A 19,630-nucleotide genomic window follows, 5' to 3' on the forward strand; every position below is an offset into this window, starting at 1 on the left:
CCCGCCGAGCACCCGCCGGCACCGCCCCGGTCCCCCCGGGGCGGTGCCGGCGGTTCGGCCCCGGTGATCGGATTCGGTGATCGGTTTCGGTGATCAGGGCTCGCCCATTTCCTGCACCAACAGCGCCACGTAGAGCGACAGGACCGATTCGGGGTCTTCCAGCGACACCCCGAGGACCTGTTCGATCCGGGAGAGCTGTTGGTAGTACGCCGTCCTGGACAAGTGCGCAGCCGCCGCCGCCGCTGATTTGTTGCCGCCGTTCTCGCAATAGCAGCGCAGCAGTTCCACCAACCGGCTGCCCTGATTCACGTCGCGGTTGATCAACGCCCCGAGTTCGCGGTCCGCGAAAGCGCGCACGCGTTCGTCCTCGCGCAACAGGTGCAGCAGCCCGCGCAACCGGACGTCGTCCAGCCGGTGGTAGAGCCGGTTGCCCGGCGACCGCAGCGCCGCGCCCGCGATGTGGGCGGCCTCGCCCAGGCTGCGCCGCACGTCGGCCGTTGACGAGACGGTGGTGCCGACCGCGATCACCACCGGCAGCGCGTGCTGGGTCGCGGCGGCGGTCCGGTGCACCTCGCGGGCCAGCCGGCGCAGCACGCCGTCCATCCCGGCGGCGGGCGGCAGCGACAGCAGGGCCCGCACGCTGGTGTCGTCCACGACCCCGACCAGCGCGGGCACCGTCACCCGGCGGGTGGCCAGCGCGGTCGCCTCGGCCAGGTCCCGCAGCACCTCCTGGGTGGCCAGGGCCTGCGCGGGCGCGCTCGCCGTGCCCGGCCGGATCGCCACGCCGACCAGTTGCCTGCGGTCCAGCGGCACGCCGAGCGCCGCCGCGCGGGCGGGCAGGTCCTGCGGCGGCCGGCCGAGGAGCTGGGTGAGCAGCGTGCGGTGGGTCTGCCGCTCCAGCGACTCGCGGTCGCGCGCCACCAGCCGGTGCACGGCCAGCGCGGAGGCCGCGCGCTCGGCGACCACGACGTGCCGGTGCGGCGGCGGGTCCGGCGAGACGATCACCAGCCGGCCCCAGTCGGCCCCGCGCGCGCCGACCACGGTGACCAGCCAGCCCGATCCCTCGTGGTAGGCCGTGCGCTCGGGCAGCGACACCGCCTGCGACCGCGCGCCCCACTCGGTGAGCAGCGCCGTGGGGTCCTGACCGGCGGCGTCGTAGGCCAGCACCTCGTGCCCGAGGGTCTCCAGCACGACCGGCAGGCCGGAGGTCCGGGCCACCTCGCGCAGCACCTCGGCCGGTTCCGCCCCGGCCACGGTCAGCGCGGTGAACGTCTCGTGCACCTGCTCGGCGGCCCGGAGCTCGGCGAGCTGGGCGTCCACGATCAGCGCCACGACCGCCTCGGTGACCGACACGAACCGGGTCTCGCGGGCGAGGGTGACCAGCGGCAGCCCGTGCTTCTCGGCGGTGGCCACGAGCGCGCCCGGCACCTCGTCGGCCCACCGCCGCACCAGCTCCACGACCAGGCCGGACGCGCCCACGGCGGCCAGGTCGTCGACGTACCGGGTCAGCCCCGCCGGGTCCTCGGGCAGCGCGATCCCGGTGGTCAGCACCAGCTCGCCGCCGCGCAGCAGGTGCGCGATGTCGGCGACCTCCGCGGCGTGCACCCAGCGCACCCGGCGCTGCATCCCGGCCGCGCCCGCGATGACCCTGGGCCGGCCCCGGCGGATGACCGGCAGGGCGAGCGCTTCGGCAACCGTGGGGTACATGGACACAACGTAATGCGAACTCCCGAAAAGCGGTACACGTTGTGCATGGCGGCGTCGCGGTGTCCCCACCAGACTTCACAGAGCACCGACGCCCCCCGAGGAGGACCGATGGCACCCGAAGACGGCGTGCACCGCGGCGGCCACGCCGAACTGCTGGCCCGGCACCGCGCGGTGATGCCCGACTGGCTGGCCCTCTACTACGACCAGCCCATCGAGTTGGCCTGCGCGCAGGGCCGCCGGGTGACCGACCGCGAGGGCAACACCTACCTCGACTTCTTCGCCGGGATCCTGACCAACGCCATCGGCTACGACGTCGCCGAGATCAGCGACGCGGTCCGCGCGCAGCTCGACACCGGCGTGCTGCACAGCTCCACGCTCTACCTGATCCGCGCCCAGGTCGAGCTCGCCGAGAAGATCGCCACGCTCTCCGGCATCCCGGACGCCAAGGTGTTCTTCACCAACTCCGGCACCGAGGCCAACGAGACCGCGCTCATGCTGGCCACCGGGTACCGCCGCAGCGACCAGGTGCTGGCGCTGCGCAACTCCTACCACGGCCGGTCGTTCGCGAGCATGGCCGTCACCGGCAACCGGGGCTGGTCGGCGTCCTCGCTCAGCCCGCTCAAGGTGAGCTGGGTGCACGGGGGCTACCGCTACCGCAGCCCGTTCAAGGACTTCTCCGACGCCGACTACATCAAGGCGTGCGTCGCCGACCTGCGCGAGGTCATCGAGACGACCACCGCCGGCGACGTGGCCTGCCTGCTGGCCGAGCCGATCCAGGGCGTCGGCGGGTTCGCCACCCCGCCGGACGGGCTGTTCGCCGCCTTCAAGGAGGTCCTCGACGAGTACGGGATCCTGCTGATCTCCGACGAGGTGCAGACCGGCTGGGGGCGCACCGGCGAGCACTTCTGGGGCATCCAGGCGCACGGTGTCACGCCGGACGCGATGACCTTCGCCAAGGGCCTGGGCAACGGCCTGGCGATCGGCGGCGTGGTGGCCCGCGGCGACCTGATGGACAGCATCAGCGCCAACTCCATCTCCACCTTCGGTGGCAACCCGGTGTCCACCGCCGGCGCGCTGGCGACGCTGGACTACCTGCTGGACCACGATTTGCAGGCCAACGCGGCGAAGATGGGCGACCTGCTGGGCCACGGCCTGCGCACCATCGCCGAGGACCGGCCGGCCGTCGGCGACGTGCGCGGCAAGGGGCTCATGGTCGGCATCGAGCTGGTCGGCCCGGCCGGCGAACCCGACCCGAAGGCCGCCGCGGCCGTGCTCGAAGGCAGCCGGGAACGCGGCCTGCTGGTCGGCAAGGGCGGCCTGTACGGCAACGTCATCCGGCTCGCGCCGCCGATGACGGTGACCGAGGACGAGGTCGTGGAAGCACTCGGGATCCTGGGGGACGTGCTGTGAGGATCACCCACCGGATCGGCGGAAAGCCCTGGGACGGCGAGGCGTCCCGCAGCGGCGAGGTGTACGACCCGGCCACCGGGAAGGTCGCCGCGCACGTCGACTTCGCGTCGGCGGCCACCGTGGACGAGGCGGTCGCGTCGGCCAGGTCCGCGTTCGCCGACTGGCGCAACGCGTCGCTGACCCGGCGCGCCACCGTGATGTTCGCGTTCCGGGAGCTGTTGAACGCGCGCAAGTCCGAGCTGACCGGGATCGTCACCGCCGAGCACGGCAAGGTGCTGTCCGACGCGGCCGGCGAGGTCCAGCGCGCGTTGGAGGCCGTGGAGTTCGCCTGCGGCATCCCGCACCTGCTCAAGGGCGGGTTCAGCGAGAACGCGTCCACCCGGGTCGACGTCTACTCGATCCAGCAGCCGCTGGGCGTGGTCGGCGTGATCTCGCCGTTCAACTTCCCGGCGATGGTGCCGTTGTGGTTCGTGCCCAACGCGATCGCGTGCGGCAACACCGTCGTGCTCAAACCGTCCGAGAAGGACCCGTCGGCGTCGGTGTTCATCGCGGAGCTGTTCGCCGAGGCGGGCCTGCCCGACGGCGTGCTCAACGTGGTGCACGGCGACAAGGAGGCCGTCGACCGGATCCTGGAGCACCCGGACGTCAAAGCCGTGTCGTTCGTGGGGTCGACGCCGATCGCCAAGTACGTCTACGAGACCGGGACCCGGCACGGCAAGCGGGTGCAGGCGTTGGGCGGGGCCAAGAACCACATGGTCGTGCTGCCGGACGCGGACCTCGACCTGGCCGCCGACGCGGCCGTCTCGGCGGGCTTCGGCTCGGCGGGGGAGCGGTGCATGGCCATCTCGGTCGTGGTCGCGGTCGACCCGGTCGGCGACGAGCTGGTGGCCAAGATCGCCGACCGGATCGCCGGGCTGCACGTCGGCGACGGGCGTCGGCCGGGCTGCGAGATGGGCCCGCTGGTGACCGGGGCGCACCGGGACAAGGTGGCGTCCTACGTGGACGCCGGCGTGGCGGAGGGCGCGTCGCTGGTCGTGGACGGGCGCGGGCACCCGGTCGACGGCGACGCGTCCGGGTTCTGGCTCGGGCCCACGCTGTTCGACCACGTCGGCGCGGACATGTCGGTGTACCGGGACGAGATCTTCGGGCCGGTGCTGTCGGTGCTGCGGGCGGCGTCCTACGACGACGCGGTCGAGGTCGTCAACGCCAACCCGTACGGCAACGGCACCGCGATCTTCACCAACGACGGCGGCGCGGCGCGGCGGTACCAGAACGAGGTCGAGGTCGGCATGGTCGGCGTGAACGTGCCGATCCCGGTGCCGGTGGCCTACTACTCGTTCGGCGGGTGGAAGGACTCGCTGTTCGGCGACTCGCACGCCTATGGGCCGGAGGGCGTCCACTTCTACACCCGGACCAAGGTCGTCACCGGCCGCTGGCTGGACCCGTCGCACGGCGGCGTGAACCTGGGCTTCCCGCAGAACACCTGATCCACGTCCCTCGGGCCCCTCCCCCTGACCCGGGGGAGGGGCCCCGCGCGTCGGGCGGTGCCCCCTCGTGCCGCCCGGAACGCGCAGGTGGTCCGGGCTGCGCGAAGCAATAGGCGAACAATTCTCCACTATTGTCGACGCACCGTCGAACAAGTCGGGTTTGAGTGCGCCGGGGAATGGGCGTAGGGTCGACGTCCGTCGTGCGAACTCGGCTCGGGGTCGTCGGTTCGACTCATCGCGAAATCCTGCCAGGAGTTTCTCAGGTGGTCCTCACCCGACAAGGCGACCCACCCGGTCTCGTGCTGACCGGTGTCCTCGAGGCGGTCGCGCCGGAGGTGCTGCGCGCCGCCGTGCTCGCACCCGGCCGCCCGGCGCACCCGGACGTCCGGCTCGACCTGCGAGCCGTGCCGTTCCTCCGGACGGCGGAACTGCGCGTGCTCTGCGCCATGGCCGCTGAGCTGGCACAAGCCGGCCGCAGCCTGGTGCTGGAGCTGGCCGAACACCACGAATGGGCGATCAGAGCCATCGGCTGGGCCGGTGCTCCCGGCCTGGTCCTGGCGAACGGAGACATGCCGCGATGAGCAACGAGCACTTCCGGCACGACGCCGCCGTGTACGCGGACGACGACGAATTCCTGACGATGTCGGTGCCGTTCGTCGAAGACGGCCTGGCGCTCGGTGAACCGGTGCTGGTCACCACCACCCCGGCGAACCTGGAATTGCTCCGCTCGGCGCTCGGTGAACGGGCCCACCGGTTCGATTTCGCGGAAACCGCCTATTTCGGCCGACGCCCGCCGGCCCGCGCCACCGAGTTCATCCGGTATTGGCAGCGGAAAGCGGGTCCGGTCGGCCGCAACGTGCGGGTGCTGGCCGAACCGCTGTGGGCCGGCCGCACGCGGGCCGACGTGCGCGCCTGGCGGCGGATGGAGGCCGGCCTCAACGTCGTGCTGGCCGACACCAACGTGTGGATGATCTGCCCCTACGACGCCCGCGTGGTCGGTGAGGAGGGCCTGGCGCACGCGCTGCGCACGCACCCCACCCACGTGCGCGGCACCGACGTGCTGGAATCGCCGGACTACGTCGAACCGGGCGAGTACGCGCGGGCGTGCGACGCGGTGCCGATGCCGCCGCGCCCCGATGACGTCGAGACCCTGCCGCTGGGCGGCGACCCGAACGCGTTGCGCCGGTTCGTGTTCGAGCACGCGGCCCGGCTCGGCCTGACCGAGCAGCACGCGGCGCTGCTGACCGTCGCGGTCGGCGAGGCGCTGCGGTTCGTCGGCGACGACGGGCACCTGGCGCTGTGGCCGGCCGGCGGGTCGGTGGTGTGCGAGCTGTCCGGGGCGAGCGCGGTCGACGTCGCGCCGTTCGCCGGGTTCCGGCCGCCGGAGCTGACCGCGGCCGCCGAGCCGGGGGAGGGGCTCTGGGTGACCCGGCAGATCTGCGAGTCGGTGGAGGTCCGCACCGAGGGCGGCGTCACGGTGCTCAGGCTCCAGCTGCCGGGTCCGCGCTCGGCGGAGCTCGCGGGCCCGGCTCACCGGTGACCGGTCAGGACGAGCGCGCGGCCAACGCCTGGGGCAGCGGGTCGTAGCGGCTGAAGCGGCGGGTGTAGGCGCCGGTGCCGGAGGTCAGCGAGCGCAGCTCGACGGCGTACCTGAGCAGTTCCGTCGCGGGCACCTCGGCGCGGATCACCGTGTAGCCCGCGGTGTCGGCCTCGGTGCCCAGCACCCGGCCGCGCCGGCCGGACAGGTCGCCCAGGACGGTGCCCAGGTGCTCGTCGGGCAGCCGGACGACGACCTCGTCCACCGGTTCCAGCAGCGCGGTCTTGCCGTTGGCGGCGGCGTCCTTGAGCGCCAGCGACCCGGCGGTCTGGAACGCCGCGTCCGACGAGTCCACCGAGTGCGCCTTGCCGTCCACCAGGGTCACCCGCACGTCGACCACCGGGTGGCCGCCGAGCAGGCCGCGCTCCAGCTGCGCCCGCACGCCCTTCTCGACGCTGGGGATGAACTGGTTGGGCACCGCGCCGCCGACGATCTTGTCCACGAACTCGAACCCGGACCCGCGCGGCAGCGGCTCCACGACCACGTCGCACACCGCGTACTGGCCGTGCCCGCCGGACTGCTTCACGTGCCGGCCGCGGCCCGGGGACCGCGCGGCGAACGTCTCGCGCAGGGCCACCCGGACCGGCTCGGTGTCGACCTCCGCGCCGCCGGCGCGCAGCCGGGCCAGCACGACGTCGGCGTGCGCCTCGCCCATGCACCACAGCACGAGCTGGTGGGTCTCGGCGTTGCGCTCCAGCCGCAGCGTCGGGTCGCCGGCGACCAGCTTGCCCAGGTTGCGGGCCAGGTTGTCCTCGTCGCTGCGGCTGCGCGGCACGACCGCGACCGGCAGCAGCGGTTCCGGCATCTCCCACGGGGCGACCAGCAGCGGGCGCTCCGGCGCGGACACCGTGTCGCCGGTCTCGGCGGAGCCGAGCTTGGTCAGCGCGCACAGGTCGCCGGCCACGCAGTAGGGCACCTCGCGCAGGGTCGCGCCCAGCGGCGAGTAGACGTGCGCGACCCGTTCGTCGGTGTCGTGGTCCTCGTGGCCCCGGTCGGCCATGCCGTGGCCGGAGACGTGCACCGGGCGTTCCGGGCGCAGCGTCCCGGAGAACACCCGCACCAGCGACACCCGGCCGACGTAGGAGTCGACGGCGGTGCGCACGACCTCGGCGACCAGCGGGCCGTCCGGGTCGGCGGCGAGCCGGGGGTGCGGGATCCCGTCCACGCCGGTCACCTCCGGCAGCGGGTGCTCCAGCGGCGAGGGGAACGCGCGGGTGATCCCGTCGAGCAGTTCCGGCAGGCCGAGCCCGGTCGCCGAGCAGACCGCCAGGACCGGGTGGAACGAGCCGCGCGCGACCGCGGTCTCCAGGTCCGCGATCAGCGTGGCCTGGTCGACGTGCTCGCCGGCCAGGTAGCGGTCCATCAGGGTCTCGTCCTCGCTCTCCGCGATGACGCCCTCGATCAGCGCGTTGCGCTGCTCCTCGTACCGGGGGTCCTCGGTGGTCAGCAGGTTGACCAGGCCGTCGTCGGCGGGCAGGTAGAGCGGCACCACGCCCGCGCCGAACGCCTCCTGGCACGCGGCGATCTCGCCGGCGACGTCGGCCCGGTGGTGGTCGGTGCGGGCGATCACCACGGCCCGCGGCATGCCGACCGCCGCGCACTCCTCCCACAGCGCGATGGTGGTGGCGTCCACCCCTTCGGCGGCGCTGACCACGAACAGCGCGGCGTCGGCGGCGCGCAGGCCCGCGCGCAGCTCGCCGACGAAGTCCGCGTAGCCGGGGGTGTCGATGAAGTTGATCTTGACGTCGCCGTGCCGGACCGGCGCGACGGCCAGTCCCACCGACCGCTGCTGGCGCACGGCGGCCGGGTCGTGATCACAGACGGTGTTTCCCTCGGTGACCGATCCCGCTCGGGTCAGCACGCCGGTCGTGGCGAGCAGGGCCTCGGTGAGCGTCGTCTTGCCGGAGCCGGACGGGCCGACCAGCACGACGTTGCGGACCTTGGCCGGGTTGTCCACAGCGACCGCGCCTGCCGAGTGGCCGTTGTCGGAGCTCTTGGTTCCCATGAGGACCACCCTCCACAAGTGTTTAGTGTTCGATCTCACACCTACGGCGGCGATGGGACAAGCCCAAGCGGGCACCTCCAACCCGGCAGGAGGAACCCGGACGTGATGCACGCAGCGTCACGACACCCGGACGTCCACCGCCACGTCGGGGTGGTGCCGGGCGAGGTCGGCGAAGAACCGCTCCGGGTCGATCGCCGCCTCCGGCGGGTGCACGCCCGGTGCGACGCCGGACAGCTGGGCCAGCCCGAGCGCCAGCGGCAGGCCGGTCGCCTCGGCCATGTCGGCCGTCAGCGGCGCGTGGTCCAGCCGGGCCACCGCCGTCCGCCCGCCGCCGGTGGCCACCGCGAAGAACGGCGGCAGCGTGCCGGGCCCCGCGAACCGCCGGGCCAACGACCGCAGCACCCGCCGCGCGCCGGGGCGGACCAGCGCGGCGGCGGCGGTGTCCGGGGTGAGCCGGCCCGCGTCGAGGTCCCGGCGCAGCACGTCGAGGTAGGCGATCGTGCTTGGCGGGGCGACCATCAGCGTGGTCGAGGTGACCGGCCGGAACGTGCGGTGGAACATCACCGGCTCCGGGTGGCCGACGGTGTGCGCGGTGCCGGCGAGCCCGCCGGGCAGGTCGAGCCGGACCGGCCGCAACGGCGGGCGGTCGACCACCTCGCCACCCTCCACCACCGCGATCCGGCCGCTGACCTGCTTCACCCAGTGCACGACCGCCGCGCTCACCCGCCCGTCCAGCGTCCCGTCGGCCGGCCACGCGGTGTGCACCTCGTCCACGGCGGCCAGTTCGCGCACGGCCAGCGCCGCCAGCAGGTTGCTCGCGCCGGGGCTCGCGCCCATCCCGACCACCGCCCGCACGCCGGCCGCCCGCGCCGCCGCGTCCAGCGCGAACAGCCCGTCGACCGGCTCCCAGTCGTCGCAGACGTCCAGGTAGTCGGTGCCGGTGTCGATCGCGGCGCGCAGCACCGCCGGCCCGAACCGGTAGAACGGCCCGACCGCGTTCAGCACGACGTCGGCCGGGGCGAGCAGGTCGCGCAGCGCGGCCCCGTCGGCGATGTCGACCCGGACCCCGCCGGCGAGGTCGGCCACCACCACCTCGCGCACGCCGGGCAGCGCCGCCGCCACCCGCGCGGCCACCGCGCCGACCGCGCCCGCGCCGCCCAGCGCCACGACCTTCACCGCAAGCCCTCCAGGAAGCGCCGCATGTCGTCGAGGTAGCCCTCCGCGAACACCGAGCGCGGCGCGGCGATCGCCACCGCCGTGGTCGCGAGCTCGCCGCGGTCGGCGGGGGTGATGGCGTGCGTGGCGTCCGGGTAGGACCGCACCTCCAGGCGTCGGACCAGCCGCCGGTAGCCGGCCTCGGTGTCGGCGACGTCCACGTGCACGTCCCGTCCGCCGAGCACCAGCAGGGTCGGCACCTCTACCCGGGCGAGGTCCGCCGCCGCGTCGGACTCGTGGTTGGCCAGGATGAACCGCCACCGGTCGGCGGTCAGGTCGGACTCGCCCACCGCCGCCCGGTACTCCTCGAAGCTCGACCCGCGCCGCAAGTGGTCGAGCGTCGCCTCGCGCCGGGCCAGCGCGGCGGCCACCTCCTCGGCGGGCGCACCCCGCTCGCGCAGCTCGGCGAGCAGGTTGAACCGGCCCTGCTCGTGCCAGTTCACCGCGGTGCCGACCGCGATCATGAACTTCACGTCCGGGTGCCGGCTCGCCGCCGGCAGCACCCACCCGGCCTGGCTCGCACCCCACAGGCCGATCCGGTCCGGGTCGATCTCCGGCCGACCCTTCGCCCACGCGACCGCGTCGAGCGTCTCCCGGACCCGGTCGGCCATGCTCTGGTGCAGCCAGTTGCCGGGCGCGCCGTTCACACCGGGCTTGTCCCAGGACAGCGAGGCGTACCCGGCGCGGGCGAACGCCTCCCAGATCGGCCGGTAGAACGTCTCGTGGGTCGCGTCCACCGGCCCGTCGCCGTGCACGAACACCACCAGCCCGTGCCGTCCGCCGGTCTCCGGCAGGGCCAGCACCCCCCGCAGGTCGCCGATCTCCACGCGCTCTTCGCGCAGGTCGTAGGAGTGCTGGTAAGCCACCCAACCCCCGGTCGCCACCCCCAGCACCAGCACGCCCGCGAGCACCGCGAGCAACCACCGCTTCATCATCTGCCTCCAAAACTATCGTTCTCCCTACGAACGTACTAGAGTTGAACACATGGACGTCGAGGTGCCCACCCGGACCGTGGTCGAAGCCCTCGTGGGCGTGGACGGCACGGTCGACGCGGCCGAGCTGTACGAGGTCGCGGGCGAGCTGGGGATGAGCGACCAGCAGGTGCGGCTGTGCGTGAAGCGGCTGGTCGCCGAGCAGAAGTTCACCGTCGAGGGGCGCGGGCGGCAGGCCGTGCTCCGGATGACCCCGCACGCCCGGCGCGCCGCCGAACCGGACGTCGAGTTCGTCCGGTTCATGTACCGGCAGGACGCGGGAGAGGTGTCGTGGGACGGCGTGTGGCACCTGGTCGCGTTCGCCGTGCCGGAGTCGCAGCGGCCCGCGCGCGACGCGCTGCGCGACGCGATCGTGCGGTTGGGCGGCGCGGCGTTGCACAGCGGCCTCTACGTGTCGCCGCACGAGTGGGAAGAGCTGGTCGAAGGCGAGGCCGCGCAACTCGGCGTGCTGTCCACCGTCACGTTCCTGAGCAGCGCGGACCTGCGCGTCGGCCGCGAGTCCTCGCCGGTCGACCTGGCCGCCCGGCTGTGGCCGCTGGACGAGATCGCCGCCCGCCACGAGCGGCTCGCCGAGGTGGCCCGGGTCCGGCTGCGCCGGCTCCAGGAGGGGGTGGCCCGGGTCGACCTGCTGCGCATCGCGGTGGAGCTGGCCGCCGAGTTCACCCGCGCCGTCGAACCCGACCCGCTGCTGCCGCCGGTGCTGCTGCCCGCACCGTGGGTCGGCGCGCAGGCCCGTGCGCTGGTGGCGCGCTGCTGGGCGGAGGTGGCCGCGTCCGCCGACCGGCTGCCCGCGCTGTTCCGGATGTACGACGACGCTCTGGATGACCTTCGATGACGATCCGGCGGCCCGCCCGCACAGGCCGTCGTCAGAAGCGGCCATGACGCCGTGGCAAGCCGCCGAACGGGGGCTCGCGGTGTTCCGTCGCTGTCCGAGGTACCGAAGGTGGCGTAGGCCACTACCAGCGGTTGTGTTCCGAGTGGCCTGCCGAGAACGTGCCGGATTGGCCTGCGCGACCGGTCCACGTGCGACGTACCATGGAGGTGTTGTTCACTCTCTGGAAAGGTTGGCCGTGACCACTTCATCCGACTCCGGTACCCACGTCACCGGCACCGCCCGCGTCAAGCGCGGCATGGCGGAGATGCTCAAGGGCGGCGTGATCATGGACGTGGTCAACGCCGAGCAGGCCAAGATCGCCGAGGACGCCGGCGCGGTGGCCGTCATGGCGCTCGAGCGCGTGCCCGCCGACATCCGCGCGCAGGGCGGCGTGTCCCGGATGAGCGACCCGGACATGATCGACAGCATCATCTCGGCGGTGTCGATCCCGGTGATGGCCAAGGCCCGGATCGGCCACTTCGTGGAGGCCCAGGTCCTCCAGTCGCTCGGCGTGGACTACGTCGACGAGTCCGAGGTGCTGACCCCGGCGGACTACGCCAACCACATCGACAAGTGGCAGTTCACCGTGCCGTTCGTGTGCGGCGCGACGAACCTGGGCGAGGCCCTGCGCCGGATCACCGAGGGCGCGGCGATGATCCGCTCCAAGGGCGAGGCGGGCACCGGCGACGTGTCCAACGCGACCACCCACATGCGCAAGATCCGCGCGGAGCTGCGGCGCCTCCAGAACCTCCCGGCCGACGAGCTGTTCGTCGCGGCCAAGGAGCTCCAGGCCCCGTACGAGCTGGTCCGCGAGGTGGCGGAGGCCGGCAAGCTGCCGGTCGTGCTGTTCACCGCCGGCGGCATCGCGACCCCGGCCGACGCGGCGATGATGATGCAGCTCGGCGCCGAGGGCGTCTTCGTCGGCTCGGGCATCTTCAAGTCCGGCAACCCGGCCCAGCGCGCCGAGGCGATCGTGAAGGCGACGACGTTCCACGACGACCCGGACGTGCTGGCCAAGGTCTCCCGCGGCCTGGGCGAGGCGATGGTCGGCATCAACGTCGACGAGATCCCCCAGCCCCACCGACTGGCCGAGCGCGGCTGGTAACCCATTCACACGACGGCCCGCAGGACACGCTCCTGCGGGCCGTCGCGCGTCTCAGGACACCGGGAAGACCTCGATGTCCACCTGATGCCCGTTCGACCCGGCCAGCTTCGCGTCACACGTGATCAGCGGGACGTTGAGGTGCTCGGCGAGCGCGAGGTAGAACGCGTCGGCCGAGTGCACCGACGAGCGGAACTGCCAGGCCCGTTCCATCAGCGGTTGCAGCGGCACCCGGTCGACGGGCGCGGCGTGGACCATGGCGATGGCTGAGGTGGCTTCCTCGGTGGTCAGCTCCTCGATCCGCTCCAATCGGCGCAGCACGCCCAGCGCCTCGGCGTCGATGAGCGCGGGAGCGGCTACGGTCGAGGTGGACAGCCGGCGCAGCAGCCCCAGGTCGGGGGTCCTGGCCGCGACGACCTCGATCAGTGCCGAGCAGTCGACCACGACGGTGGGGTTCACTTCTCGTCCACCCCTGCCCGGATCTCGCGCACCGCGTCGAGGATCGCCTCGCGCCGGACGCCCCACGAGCGGTCGGTGGCCCGTTCGACCCACTCCTCCATGGTCGGGCGCGCCGCCATCTCGGCGAAGGTGTGGCGCAGGTAGGAGGTGAGCGACATGCCCGCCCGGCCCGCCCTGCGCTGGAGGACCTCGATCACGTCGACCGGTACGTCGCGGATGTGGACGGGCTTGGTCTCGCGCTCCTCATCGGTCATGTCTTCGAGCCTAGGTGGTGCGGTAGCAGTGTGCATGCACCAGTCTTCGGTCGATTCCCGTATTGAACGCAGTCGCTCGAACGGGTGTTCTACACGTGCTCCATCACCATCACCACCGCCGTGCCCGGTTCCAGCGCCGCGCACGTGTGCGGCAGGTCGCCCGGGTACGACATGTAGTCGCCGACGCCCAGTTCCACCGGAGCGCTCTGCGGCCCAGCCAGCACCCGTCCCCGGCTCACGATGATGTGCTCCACCGTTCCCGGCATGTGCGGCTCCGACTCGCGGGGTGCACCGGGTTCGACGGTGAGCTGGTAGATGTCCCGCCGCGCCCCCGGCGGGCATGACGCGAGCAGCGTGGCCGTGTAGTGCGACCGCTCCGAGTAGATCGCCGGCCCCTCGCCGGCCCGGATCACCTGCACCCGCGCCACGGGCGGGTCGACCAGCCTGCTGAACGGGACACCGAGCGCCACCCCCAGCGCCCACAGCGTCTCCACGCTGGGGTTGCCGCTGCCGCCCTCCAGTTGCGACAGCGTCGACTTCGCGACCCCGGCCCGCTTCGCCAACTCGCTCAGCGACAGTCCCACGCGCTCCCGCTCCCGCCGCAGCGACGCGGCGATGACCTCCAGCGGAGCCCCTGTGTTCGGCATGACAGTCCAATCGTTCGTCTTGACGAACAGTCCCTCGACTGTTCATCGTAGAAGACGATGCGTTCGACATGGCGAACCCTGGACAACGGCCTGCTGCGTGACGTCGCCGCGGTGGCGGCCGGCGCTGCGGTCAACGGCGCCTCCTTCGGCGCGATCGCGGTCGCCGCCGGCCTGCCGTGGTGGCTGCCGGTGGTCATGTCGCTGCTGGTCTTCGCGGGCGGCTCGCAGTTCATGGCGGTCGGCATCGTCGCCGCCGGCGGCAGCCCGGCCGCCGCCGTGCTCGCCGGCCTGGTGCTCAACGCCCGGCACCTGCCCTTCGGCCTGGCCGTCGGCGACGTGCTCGGCCGGGGCCTGGTCGCCCGGATCGTCGGCAGCCACCTGCTGATCGACGAGACCGTCGCGTTCGCGCTGGCCCAGCGCGACCCGGCCCGCGCCCGCGCCGCCTACTGGTCGTGCGGCATCGCGCTGTTCGGCGCGTGGAACGTCGCCGTCGTCGCCGGCGCGCTGGTCGGCCAGGCGATCGGCGACCCCGGCGCGTTCGGGCTGGACGCGGCGTTCCCGGCGGCCCTGCTCGCGCTGACCCTGCCCGCCCTCAAGGACCGGCGCACCCGGCACGCCGCCCTGCTCGGTTCGGCGATCGCCCTGGCGACCACCCCGTTCCTGCCCGCCGGCGTGCCCGTGCTGCTCGCGCTCGGCGGCCTGGCCGTCGCGCTCCAGGGCCGCGAGGAGGTCCCGGCATGACCCTGGCCGCCGTCCTGGTGCTCGCCGCGGGCACCTTCGCGTTCCGCCTGGCCGGCCCGCTGCTGCGGGACCGGATCACGATCCCGGAGAAGGCGCGCGAACTGCTGTCCCTGTCGGCCACCGTGCTGCTCGTCGCGCTGGTGGCATCATCCGCGCTGACCAAGGGCCAGGGGTTCGCGGGCTGGGCGCTGCCGGCCGGCGTGCTGGTCGGCGGCCTGGCCGCGTGGCGCAAAGCGCCGTTCGTGGTCGTCGTCATCCTCGCCGCCGCCACGACGGCGGGCCTGCGGTTCGTCGGCGTGTGACGGAGTGCACGGGGACGCGCGACACCGTTGCGGCCAACAGCCAGTGTGACCGACGACGAATTCCTGCGGTACGCAACTGAGAGCACCGCGACGATCCGCCGCACCGCGTACCGGCTCTGCCGTGACGAGCACACCGCGGACGACCTGACGCAGACGACGCTGGCCAAGCTGTTCACGGCCTGGCCCCGCCTGGGCCAGGACGTGAACCTCGACGCCTACGCCCGGAAGGTGTTGGTGCGCACGGCGATCGACGAGCACCGCCGACGGCTCCGCCGCCACGAGACCACGGTGGGAGAGCTGCCGCCGGTCCCCGTGCCCCCGGCCGCCGTGGAGAACGTGCTCGACGTCCGAGCCGCCCTCGTCCGGCTGCCGCCCGGCCAACGTGCCGCGGTCGTGCTGCGCTACTGCGCCGACCTGACCCTCGCCGAAACCGCCCGACACCTGAACTGCGCCGAAGGCACGGTGAAGAGCCAGGCAGCCAAAGGACTGGCCGCCCTGCGCGAATTCCTCTCCCCCCACCACTCCACCGCCTGACCCCCGCCACTCACTCCACTCGACGGCACCCCCGCCATTCCCACCCGACCGCGCCCACCCGCGCCCCCGCTCCAGCCCCCTCCACCACCAGCGACCTCACGCCCCTCGGCCCATTCACCCCTCGGCCCATTCGCCCATTCACCTCTTCGCCCATTCGCCTAATCGCGGTCTCGCACGTAGGGGCGCAGGCGGGCGGTCAGGGCGTCCCGGCCGTCGTCCACCGCCGGGCGGTCGCTGCCGCGCCGGCCCGCCAGCACGTCCTCCACGAACCGGGCCACCGCGCGCGGCGGCGGGACCAGCGAGACGCCGAGCTGGGCCAGCACCACCGGCGGTTCGGTCGGGTCGGTCTCCACGGCTATCGACCAGCCGTGCACCTCGTTCCACAACAGCATCAGGTCACGGCCCGCACCCTCGGCCAGCCCGAGGTACGCGGTCGCCGTGTCGCTCACCTCGAACTCGGTGCCTTCGGGCGGCACGCCGACCTGTTCTGCGACGGCCTGCACATATCCGGCCAGTCCTACGGTCAGCTCGTCCATACGGACCATTCTGTCCCGATCAGCCGATGATCGGTGCCGCCAGCCAGCCCTCGGGCACCCCGAACACGTCCACCAGACGCCGCGCGTGCGGGCGCAAACCGGCGCACAGCTGGTTCACGGCCTGCGTCAAGGACTTGGAACGCGCCGCCGTCAACCGACCGTGTTCGAGGAACCACGCGCGGTCAGCCTCGATCGTGCTCAGCGCGTACAGGTCGCACACGGTGTCCAACAACGCCGAGACCTCGGGGTCCGGACACCGGTCGACGGCCGCCACGAACGCCTCCAGCACGACCCGGTCGACGTGCGCCCGCGCGGCGTGCAGCACGTGGTCCTGCGCCGTGTTGAACACGTCGAACGCGTTCTCGGGGGTGGCCCGGCGCAACCGGCGCGCCAACCCCTCCAGCACGTGCCGCTCGCGGTCCTCGAACTGCCGCACCTGCCAACCCCGGTCCAGCAACGCGTCGGAGCTGCCGCTGACCAGCCGGTCGATGATCGCGCGCGCCGCTGTGCGCTCGATCACCACGTCCACGACCTGGTCGGCCACGAACCGCGCCATCCCCCACGGGTCCAGGTCGCCGACGTGGTCGCGGTAGCTGGTCAGCAGTCCCTTCGCGACCAGTTGCAGCAACACGGTGTTGTCGCCCTCGAACGTGGTGAACACGTCGGTGTCGGCCTTCAGCCCGGCCACCAGGTTCTCGCCCAGGTACCCGGCCCCGCCGCACGCCTCCCGGCACGCCTGGATGGTCGCCGTGGCGTGCCAGGTCGAGACCGCCTTCACCCCCGCCGCCCGCGACTCCAGCTCCCGCTGCGCCCGGTCGTCGGCCACGTCGTGCAGCGCCGAGACCAGTTCCTCCTGCGCGAAGTGCAGCGCGTAGGACGTGGCCAGCGCGGGCAGCAGCCGCCGCTGGTGGGCCAGGTAGTCCAGCACCACGACCTCGTCGCCGGAGTCCGGCCGGGTGAACTGCCGCCGGGTCGACCCGTACCGGATCGCGATGGTCAGCGCCTTCTTGGTCGCGCTGCCCGCACCACCCGCCACGCTGATCCGCCCGCGCACCAACGTGCCGAGCATGGTGAAGAACCGCCGCCCGGCCCCCTCGATCGGGCTGGAGTACTCGCCGTCGGCCGACACCGACCCGTACCGGTCCAGCAGCGCCGACCGAGGCACCCGCACCCCGTCGAACCACAGGCGTCCGTTGTCCACGCCGTTCAGCCCGGCCTTCGGCCCGCAGTCCTCGATCCGCACGCCCGGCATCGGCGCGCCCGACGAGTCCCGGATCGGCACCAGCACCGCGTGCACGCCGTGCGACGTACCGCCCGTCACCAGTTGCGCGAACACGACCGCCATCCGCCCGTCACGCGCGGCGCTGCCGATGTAGTCCTTGCGCGCCGACGCGTCGGGCGTGTGCACGACGAACTCCTGCGCCTCAACGTCATACGTCGCCGTAGTACGGAGGTTCTGCACATCCGACCCGTGCCCCGACTCGGTCATCGCGAAGCACCCGGGCAGATCCATGCTCATGATCGCGGGCAGCAACTCGTGATGCTCCCGCGTCCCCAACGCCTGCACGGCCCCGCCGAACAGCCCCCACTGCACGCCGGCCTTCACCATCAGCGACAGGTCGCCGAACCCCAGCACCTCGAACGCCACCACCGACCCGCCGACGTCGTCACGCCCGCCGTGCTCCGCCGGAAACCCGATCAACGGGTGCCCACCCGCCGCCAAGGCCCGCATCTGCTCCAACACCCAGGCCCGGTACTCCTCGCGCCCCAGTTCGCCCGCCGGCTCCAGCTTCCCCAGCAGCTCCAGAGACCCACGGCGAACTTCCGCCCAGCGCCCGTCCAACAGATCACGGAGTACGTCAGCCATGCTGAATTGCTAACACACCCCCCACCTCACCGCCGCTCACCACCGCCCCCACCACCCACTCCACCCCGCCCGCTCCCGTACGGTCGAAGCGGGCGTCACTCCACCTCCACTGTGGCCGGCGGAGGCGCTAGTCCTCTGTGGTCGGCGGGACGTTGTGCTTGCGAACGTGCTGGAACAACAGGTTCGTATGCAACTCACTCACTTCCCTCCTCGTCGTGAACCGATCGAGCACCAGCCGTTGCAGGTGGGCCGCGTCGGCGACCGCGACGTGCACCAGGAAGTCCTCCGGCCCCGCCACGTGCGACACCGCCAACACCTCCGGCAGTGACAGCACGTACTCCATGAACGGCTCCACGACCACCCGCGTGTGCGGCCGTACCCGGACCGCGATCACCGCCTGCACCGGCCGGCCGACGGCGGCCAGGTCGACCTCCGCGTGGTACCCCGTGATCACCCCGCGCTCCCGCAGCGCCCGGTGCCGGACCACGCACGTCGACGCGGCGACGTTCACCCGCTCGGCCAAGTCCTTGTTGGCCACCCGCGCGTCCTTCTGCAACTCCCGCACGATCGCGGCGTCGATCGAATCCACTGCGGCCCACCTCCCCATCCCTCCGAAGTCCCTGCGGAATCTTCGCCATCGGACCGACGAAAAGTCCACGATCGCGCCATGACACGCTTGCGGACGACGGCAGTGCACGGTGGACGCGACGACCTCGCGGAACTGGGCGTGCACGCGCCCCCGATCGACCTCTCCACCACCTACCCCGTGCCCGATCAGGCCGAAGGTGGCGACGCCCTGCAAGCCCTGGCCGAGGGCGCCGCCCACGCCACGTCCCCGGTCTACTCCCGCCTGCACAACCCCACCGTCGCGCGGTTCGAGAACGCACTGGCCGCCCTCGAACTCACCGAGGCCGCAGTGGCGTTCGGCAGCGGAATGGCCGCGGTGACCGCCGTGGTCCAGGCCGCCTGCGTCCTCACCACCAAGCCGCACGTGGTAGCCGTAAGGCCCCTTTACGGCGGGACGGACCACCTCCTCTCCTCCGGCCTGCTGGGGGTTCGAACCACCTACACCACCGCCGACGACGTGGCCGCCGCAATCACGCCCGACACCGGTCTGATCGTTCTCGAAACCCCCGCGAACCCCAATCTCGACCTGATCGACATTGCGCACGTCGTCGCGCAAGCCGGCCACGTTCCGGTCATGGTCGACAACACCTTCGCAACACCGATTCTGCAAAACCCGGCACCCCTGGGCGCGACTTACGTCCTCCACTCCGGAACCAAGTACCTGGGAGGTCACGGAGACGTTCTCGGTGGCGTGGTCGCCTGCGCGGAATCCGAAGCCAAGGCCCTGCGCCAGGTCCGGATCATCACCGGCGCGGTGCTCCACCCGTTGGGCGGCTACCTCCTGCACCGGGGTCTCGCGACCCTCCCGCTGCGCGTCGAAGCCGCCCAACGAACCGCCACGGAACTGGCCCACCGCCTGTCCGAACACCCTGCCGTCACGACCGTCCGCCACCCCAGCCTCACCGCGAACCCGCTCCTCGGAACCCAGCTGCGGGGCCCAGGCGCAATGCTCGCCTTCACTCCCACCGAAAACCCGAACGCCATCGTCCGCCGACTGCGCCTGATCACTCCCGCCGTCAGCCTCGGCTCGGTCGACACCCTCGTCGAACACCCCGCCGCGCTGACCCACCGCCTGGTTCCCGCGGCCGACCGCCACGCCTCCGGAGTGCCCGACAACCTCCTGCGCCTGAGCGCCGGCCTGGAGGACGTGGAAGACCTCTGGGACGACCTCGACCAGGCTCTCTCGGGCAATTCGAAACCCGCCTCGACCTGTGACACTGATTACATCAAATCTTCCTCAAGTCAATTCCGTGCGCTCTCCCGGAGCAACTAGC

General features: G+C 72.5%; 20 protein-coding genes. 10 read left to right on the top strand and 10 right to left on the bottom strand.

Annotated elements, in window-relative coordinates; genetic code table 11:
* Positions 1–93 precede the first annotated feature (93 nt).
* Complete coding sequence (locus BN6_RS14815) at positions 94–1,707, bottom strand: PucR family transcriptional regulator (RefSeq protein ID WP_041312816.1); 1,614 nt, start codon at positions 1,705–1,707, stop codon at positions 94–96.
* Between the two features lie 108 nt (positions 1,708–1,815).
* Between BN6_RS14815 and BN6_RS14820 the strand changes: the two genes are divergently transcribed.
* The 4 genes from BN6_RS14820 (at position 1,816) to BN6_RS14835 (ending at position 6,144) form a co-directional block, all read left to right on the top strand.
* Positions 1,816–3,117, top strand: a complete 1,302-nt coding sequence (locus tag BN6_RS14820; RefSeq protein ID WP_051075572.1) for an aspartate aminotransferase family protein — start codon at positions 1,816–1,818, stop codon at positions 3,115–3,117.
* Positions 3,114–4,604 carry a CoA-acylating methylmalonate-semialdehyde dehydrogenase gene (locus BN6_RS14825; RefSeq protein ID WP_015100467.1) on the top strand — a complete coding sequence of 497 codons (1,491 nt, stop codon included), beginning with the start codon at positions 3,114–3,116 and terminating at the stop codon, positions 4,602–4,604. The genes BN6_RS14820 and BN6_RS14825 overlap by 4 nt, the downstream gene beginning before the upstream one ends.
* A 263-nt stretch (positions 4,605–4,867) precedes the next feature.
* A complete protein-coding gene (locus tag BN6_RS46660; protein ID WP_015100468.1) occupies positions 4,868–5,185 on the top strand; it encodes an STAS domain-containing protein in 318 nt (105 codons plus the stop codon).
* The gene (locus tag BN6_RS14835) at positions 5,182–6,144 is read left to right on the top strand and encodes a sensor histidine kinase (RefSeq protein ID WP_015100469.1); all 963 of its coding nucleotides are present in this window, start codon (positions 5,182–5,184) and stop codon (positions 6,142–6,144) included. Before BN6_RS46660 ends, BN6_RS14835 begins: the two co-directional genes overlap by 4 nt.
* A 4-nt stretch (positions 6,145–6,148) precedes the next feature.
* Here BN6_RS14835 and BN6_RS14840 read toward each other — a convergent pair whose 3' ends face one another.
* From BN6_RS14840 to BN6_RS14850, 3 genes are all read right to left on the bottom strand, one after another.
* On the bottom strand, positions 6,149–8,206 hold the full coding sequence (locus BN6_RS14840; RefSeq protein ID WP_015100470.1) for an elongation factor G-like protein EF-G2: 2,058 nt from the start codon (positions 8,204–8,206) through the stop codon (positions 6,149–6,151).
* Positions 8,207–8,323: 117 nt separating this feature from the next.
* Positions 8,324–9,382, bottom strand: coding sequence for a saccharopine dehydrogenase NADP-binding domain-containing protein (locus tag BN6_RS14845; RefSeq protein ID WP_015100471.1), 1,059 nt, complete (start codon positions 9,380–9,382; stop codon positions 8,324–8,326).
* Positions 9,379–10,356 carry an alpha/beta hydrolase family protein gene (locus BN6_RS14850; protein ID WP_148302880.1) on the bottom strand — a complete coding sequence of 326 codons (978 nt, stop codon included), beginning with the start codon at positions 10,354–10,356 and terminating at the stop codon, positions 9,379–9,381. The genes BN6_RS14845 and BN6_RS14850 overlap by 4 nt, the downstream gene beginning before the upstream one ends.
* Before the next feature lie 49 nt (positions 10,357–10,405).
* Between BN6_RS14850 and BN6_RS14855 the strand changes: the two genes are divergently transcribed.
* Entirely contained in the window at positions 10,406–11,248 is an 843-nt protein-coding gene (locus BN6_RS14855) for a PaaX family transcriptional regulator C-terminal domain-containing protein (RefSeq protein ID WP_015100473.1), read from the top strand.
* A gap of 235 nt (positions 11,249–11,483) precedes the next feature.
* Positions 11,484–12,392 (top strand): pyridoxal 5'-phosphate synthase lyase subunit PdxS, encoded by a 909-nt coding sequence (pdxS, locus tag BN6_RS14860; protein ID WP_408005302.1) that lies wholly within the window; start codon positions 11,484–11,486, stop codon positions 12,390–12,392.
* A gap of 51 nt (positions 12,393–12,443) precedes the next feature.
* On the opposite strand, the gene BN6_RS14865 is transcribed toward pdxS, so the two are convergent.
* The 3 genes from BN6_RS14865 to BN6_RS14875 all read right to left on the bottom strand — a co-directional run bounded on the left by BN6_RS14865 (position 12,444) and on the right by BN6_RS14875 (position 13,749).
* On the bottom strand, positions 12,444–12,848 hold the full coding sequence (locus tag BN6_RS14865; protein ID WP_015100475.1) for a type II toxin-antitoxin system VapC family toxin: 405 nt from the start codon (positions 12,846–12,848) through the stop codon (positions 12,444–12,446).
* Positions 12,845–13,102 (bottom strand): hypothetical protein, encoded by a 258-nt coding sequence (locus tag BN6_RS14870; RefSeq protein ID WP_051075573.1) that lies wholly within the window; start codon positions 13,100–13,102, stop codon positions 12,845–12,847. Before BN6_RS14870 ends, BN6_RS14865 begins: the two co-directional genes overlap by 4 nt.
* An 89-nt stretch (positions 13,103–13,191) precedes the next feature.
* Entirely contained in the window at positions 13,192–13,749 is a 558-nt protein-coding gene (locus BN6_RS14875) for a helix-turn-helix domain-containing protein (protein ID WP_015100477.1), read from the bottom strand.
* A gap of 57 nt (positions 13,750–13,806) precedes the next feature.
* On the opposite strand from BN6_RS14875, the gene BN6_RS14880 reads away from it, so the two are divergent.
* Genes BN6_RS14880 through BN6_RS14890 form a run of 3 tightly spaced genes read left to right on the top strand, consistent with a single transcriptional unit; the run spans position 13,807 to position 15,326 of the window.
* Positions 13,807–14,490 (top strand): AzlC family ABC transporter permease, encoded by a 684-nt coding sequence (locus tag BN6_RS14880; protein WP_015100478.1) that lies wholly within the window; start codon positions 13,807–13,809, stop codon positions 14,488–14,490.
* The gene (locus tag BN6_RS14885) at positions 14,487–14,792 is read left to right on the top strand and encodes an AzlD domain-containing protein (RefSeq protein ID WP_015100479.1); all 306 of its coding nucleotides are present in this window, start codon (positions 14,487–14,489) and stop codon (positions 14,790–14,792) included. The genes BN6_RS14880 and BN6_RS14885 overlap by 4 nt, the downstream gene beginning before the upstream one ends.
* Positions 14,793–14,837: 45 nt before the next feature.
* Positions 14,838–15,326, top strand: coding sequence for a SigE family RNA polymerase sigma factor (locus BN6_RS14890; protein ID WP_051075574.1), 489 nt, complete (start codon positions 14,838–14,840; stop codon positions 15,324–15,326).
* Positions 15,327–15,484: 158 nt separating this feature from the next.
* Here the strand turns inward: BN6_RS14890 and BN6_RS14895 are convergent, their stop codons facing one another.
* From BN6_RS14895 to BN6_RS14905, 3 genes are all read right to left on the bottom strand, one after another.
* On the bottom strand, positions 15,485–15,862 hold the full coding sequence (locus BN6_RS14895; protein WP_041312822.1) for a DUF6292 family protein: 378 nt from the start codon (positions 15,860–15,862) through the stop codon (positions 15,485–15,487).
* A gap of 19 nt (positions 15,863–15,881) precedes the next feature.
* Positions 15,882–17,729 (bottom strand): acyl-CoA dehydrogenase family protein, encoded by a 1,848-nt coding sequence (locus BN6_RS14900; RefSeq protein ID WP_015100482.1) that lies wholly within the window; start codon positions 17,727–17,729, stop codon positions 15,882–15,884.
* A 127-nt stretch (positions 17,730–17,856) separates the two neighbouring features.
* Positions 17,857–18,336 (bottom strand): Lrp/AsnC family transcriptional regulator, encoded by a 480-nt coding sequence (locus BN6_RS14905; RefSeq protein WP_015100483.1) that lies wholly within the window; start codon positions 18,334–18,336, stop codon positions 17,857–17,859.
* A gap of 60 nt (positions 18,337–18,396) precedes the next feature.
* Here BN6_RS14905 and BN6_RS14910 point away from each other — a divergent pair, with 60 nt between their 5' ends.
* A complete protein-coding gene (locus BN6_RS14910; protein WP_015100484.1) occupies positions 18,397–19,629 on the top strand; it encodes a trans-sulfuration enzyme family protein in 1,233 nt (410 codons plus the stop codon).
* Position 19,630: the final 1 nt, after the last annotated feature.

Source organism: Saccharothrix espanaensis DSM 44229 (assembly GCF_000328705.1).
GTDB classification, from domain to species: Bacteria; Actinomycetota; Actinomycetes; order Mycobacteriales; family Pseudonocardiaceae; genus Actinosynnema; species Actinosynnema espanaense.

Bases quoted from the DNA above. Each gene is read 5' to 3' on its own strand.
- BN6_RS14815 (WP_041312816.1), bottom strand. From the start codon at position 1,707: ATGTACCCCACGGTTGCCGAAGCGCTCGCCCTGCCGGTCATCCGCCGG.
- BN6_RS14820 (WP_051075572.1), top strand. From the start codon at position 1,816: ATGGCACCCGAAGACGGCGTGCACCGCGGCGGCCACGCCGAACTGCTG.
- BN6_RS14835 (WP_015100469.1), top strand. From the start codon at position 5,182: ATGAGCAACGAGCACTTCCGGCACGACGCCGCCGTGTACGCGGACGAC.
- BN6_RS14840 (WP_015100470.1), bottom strand. From the start codon at position 8,206: ATGGGAACCAAGAGCTCCGACAACGGCCACTCGGCAGGCGCGGTCGCT.
- BN6_RS14850 (WP_148302880.1), bottom strand. From the start codon at position 10,356: ATGATGAAGCGGTGGTTGCTCGCGGTGCTCGCGGGCGTGCTGGTGCTG.
- BN6_RS14855 (WP_015100473.1), top strand. From the start codon at position 10,406: ATGGACGTCGAGGTGCCCACCCGGACCGTGGTCGAAGCCCTCGTGGGC.
- BN6_RS14870 (WP_051075573.1), bottom strand. From the start codon at position 13,102: ATGACCGATGAGGAGCGCGAGACCAAGCCCGTCCACATCCGCGACGTA.
- BN6_RS14875 (WP_015100477.1), bottom strand. From the start codon at position 13,749: ATGCCGAACACAGGGGCTCCGCTGGAGGTCATCGCCGCGTCGCTGCGG.
- BN6_RS14880 (WP_015100478.1), top strand. From the start codon at position 13,807: ATGCGTTCGACATGGCGAACCCTGGACAACGGCCTGCTGCGTGACGTC.
- BN6_RS14885 (WP_015100479.1), top strand. From the start codon at position 14,487: ATGACCCTGGCCGCCGTCCTGGTGCTCGCCGCGGGCACCTTCGCGTTC.
- BN6_RS14895 (WP_041312822.1), bottom strand. From the start codon at position 15,862: ATGGACGAGCTGACCGTAGGACTGGCCGGATATGTGCAGGCCGTCGCA.
- BN6_RS14900 (WP_015100482.1), bottom strand. From the start codon at position 17,729: ATGGCTGACGTACTCCGTGATCTGTTGGACGGGCGCTGGGCGGAAGTT.
- BN6_RS14905 (WP_015100483.1), bottom strand. From the start codon at position 18,336: ATGGGGAGGTGGGCCGCAGTGGATTCGATCGACGCCGCGATCGTGCGG.
- BN6_RS14910 (WP_015100484.1), top strand. From the start codon at position 18,397: ATGACACGCTTGCGGACGACGGCAGTGCACGGTGGACGCGACGACCTC.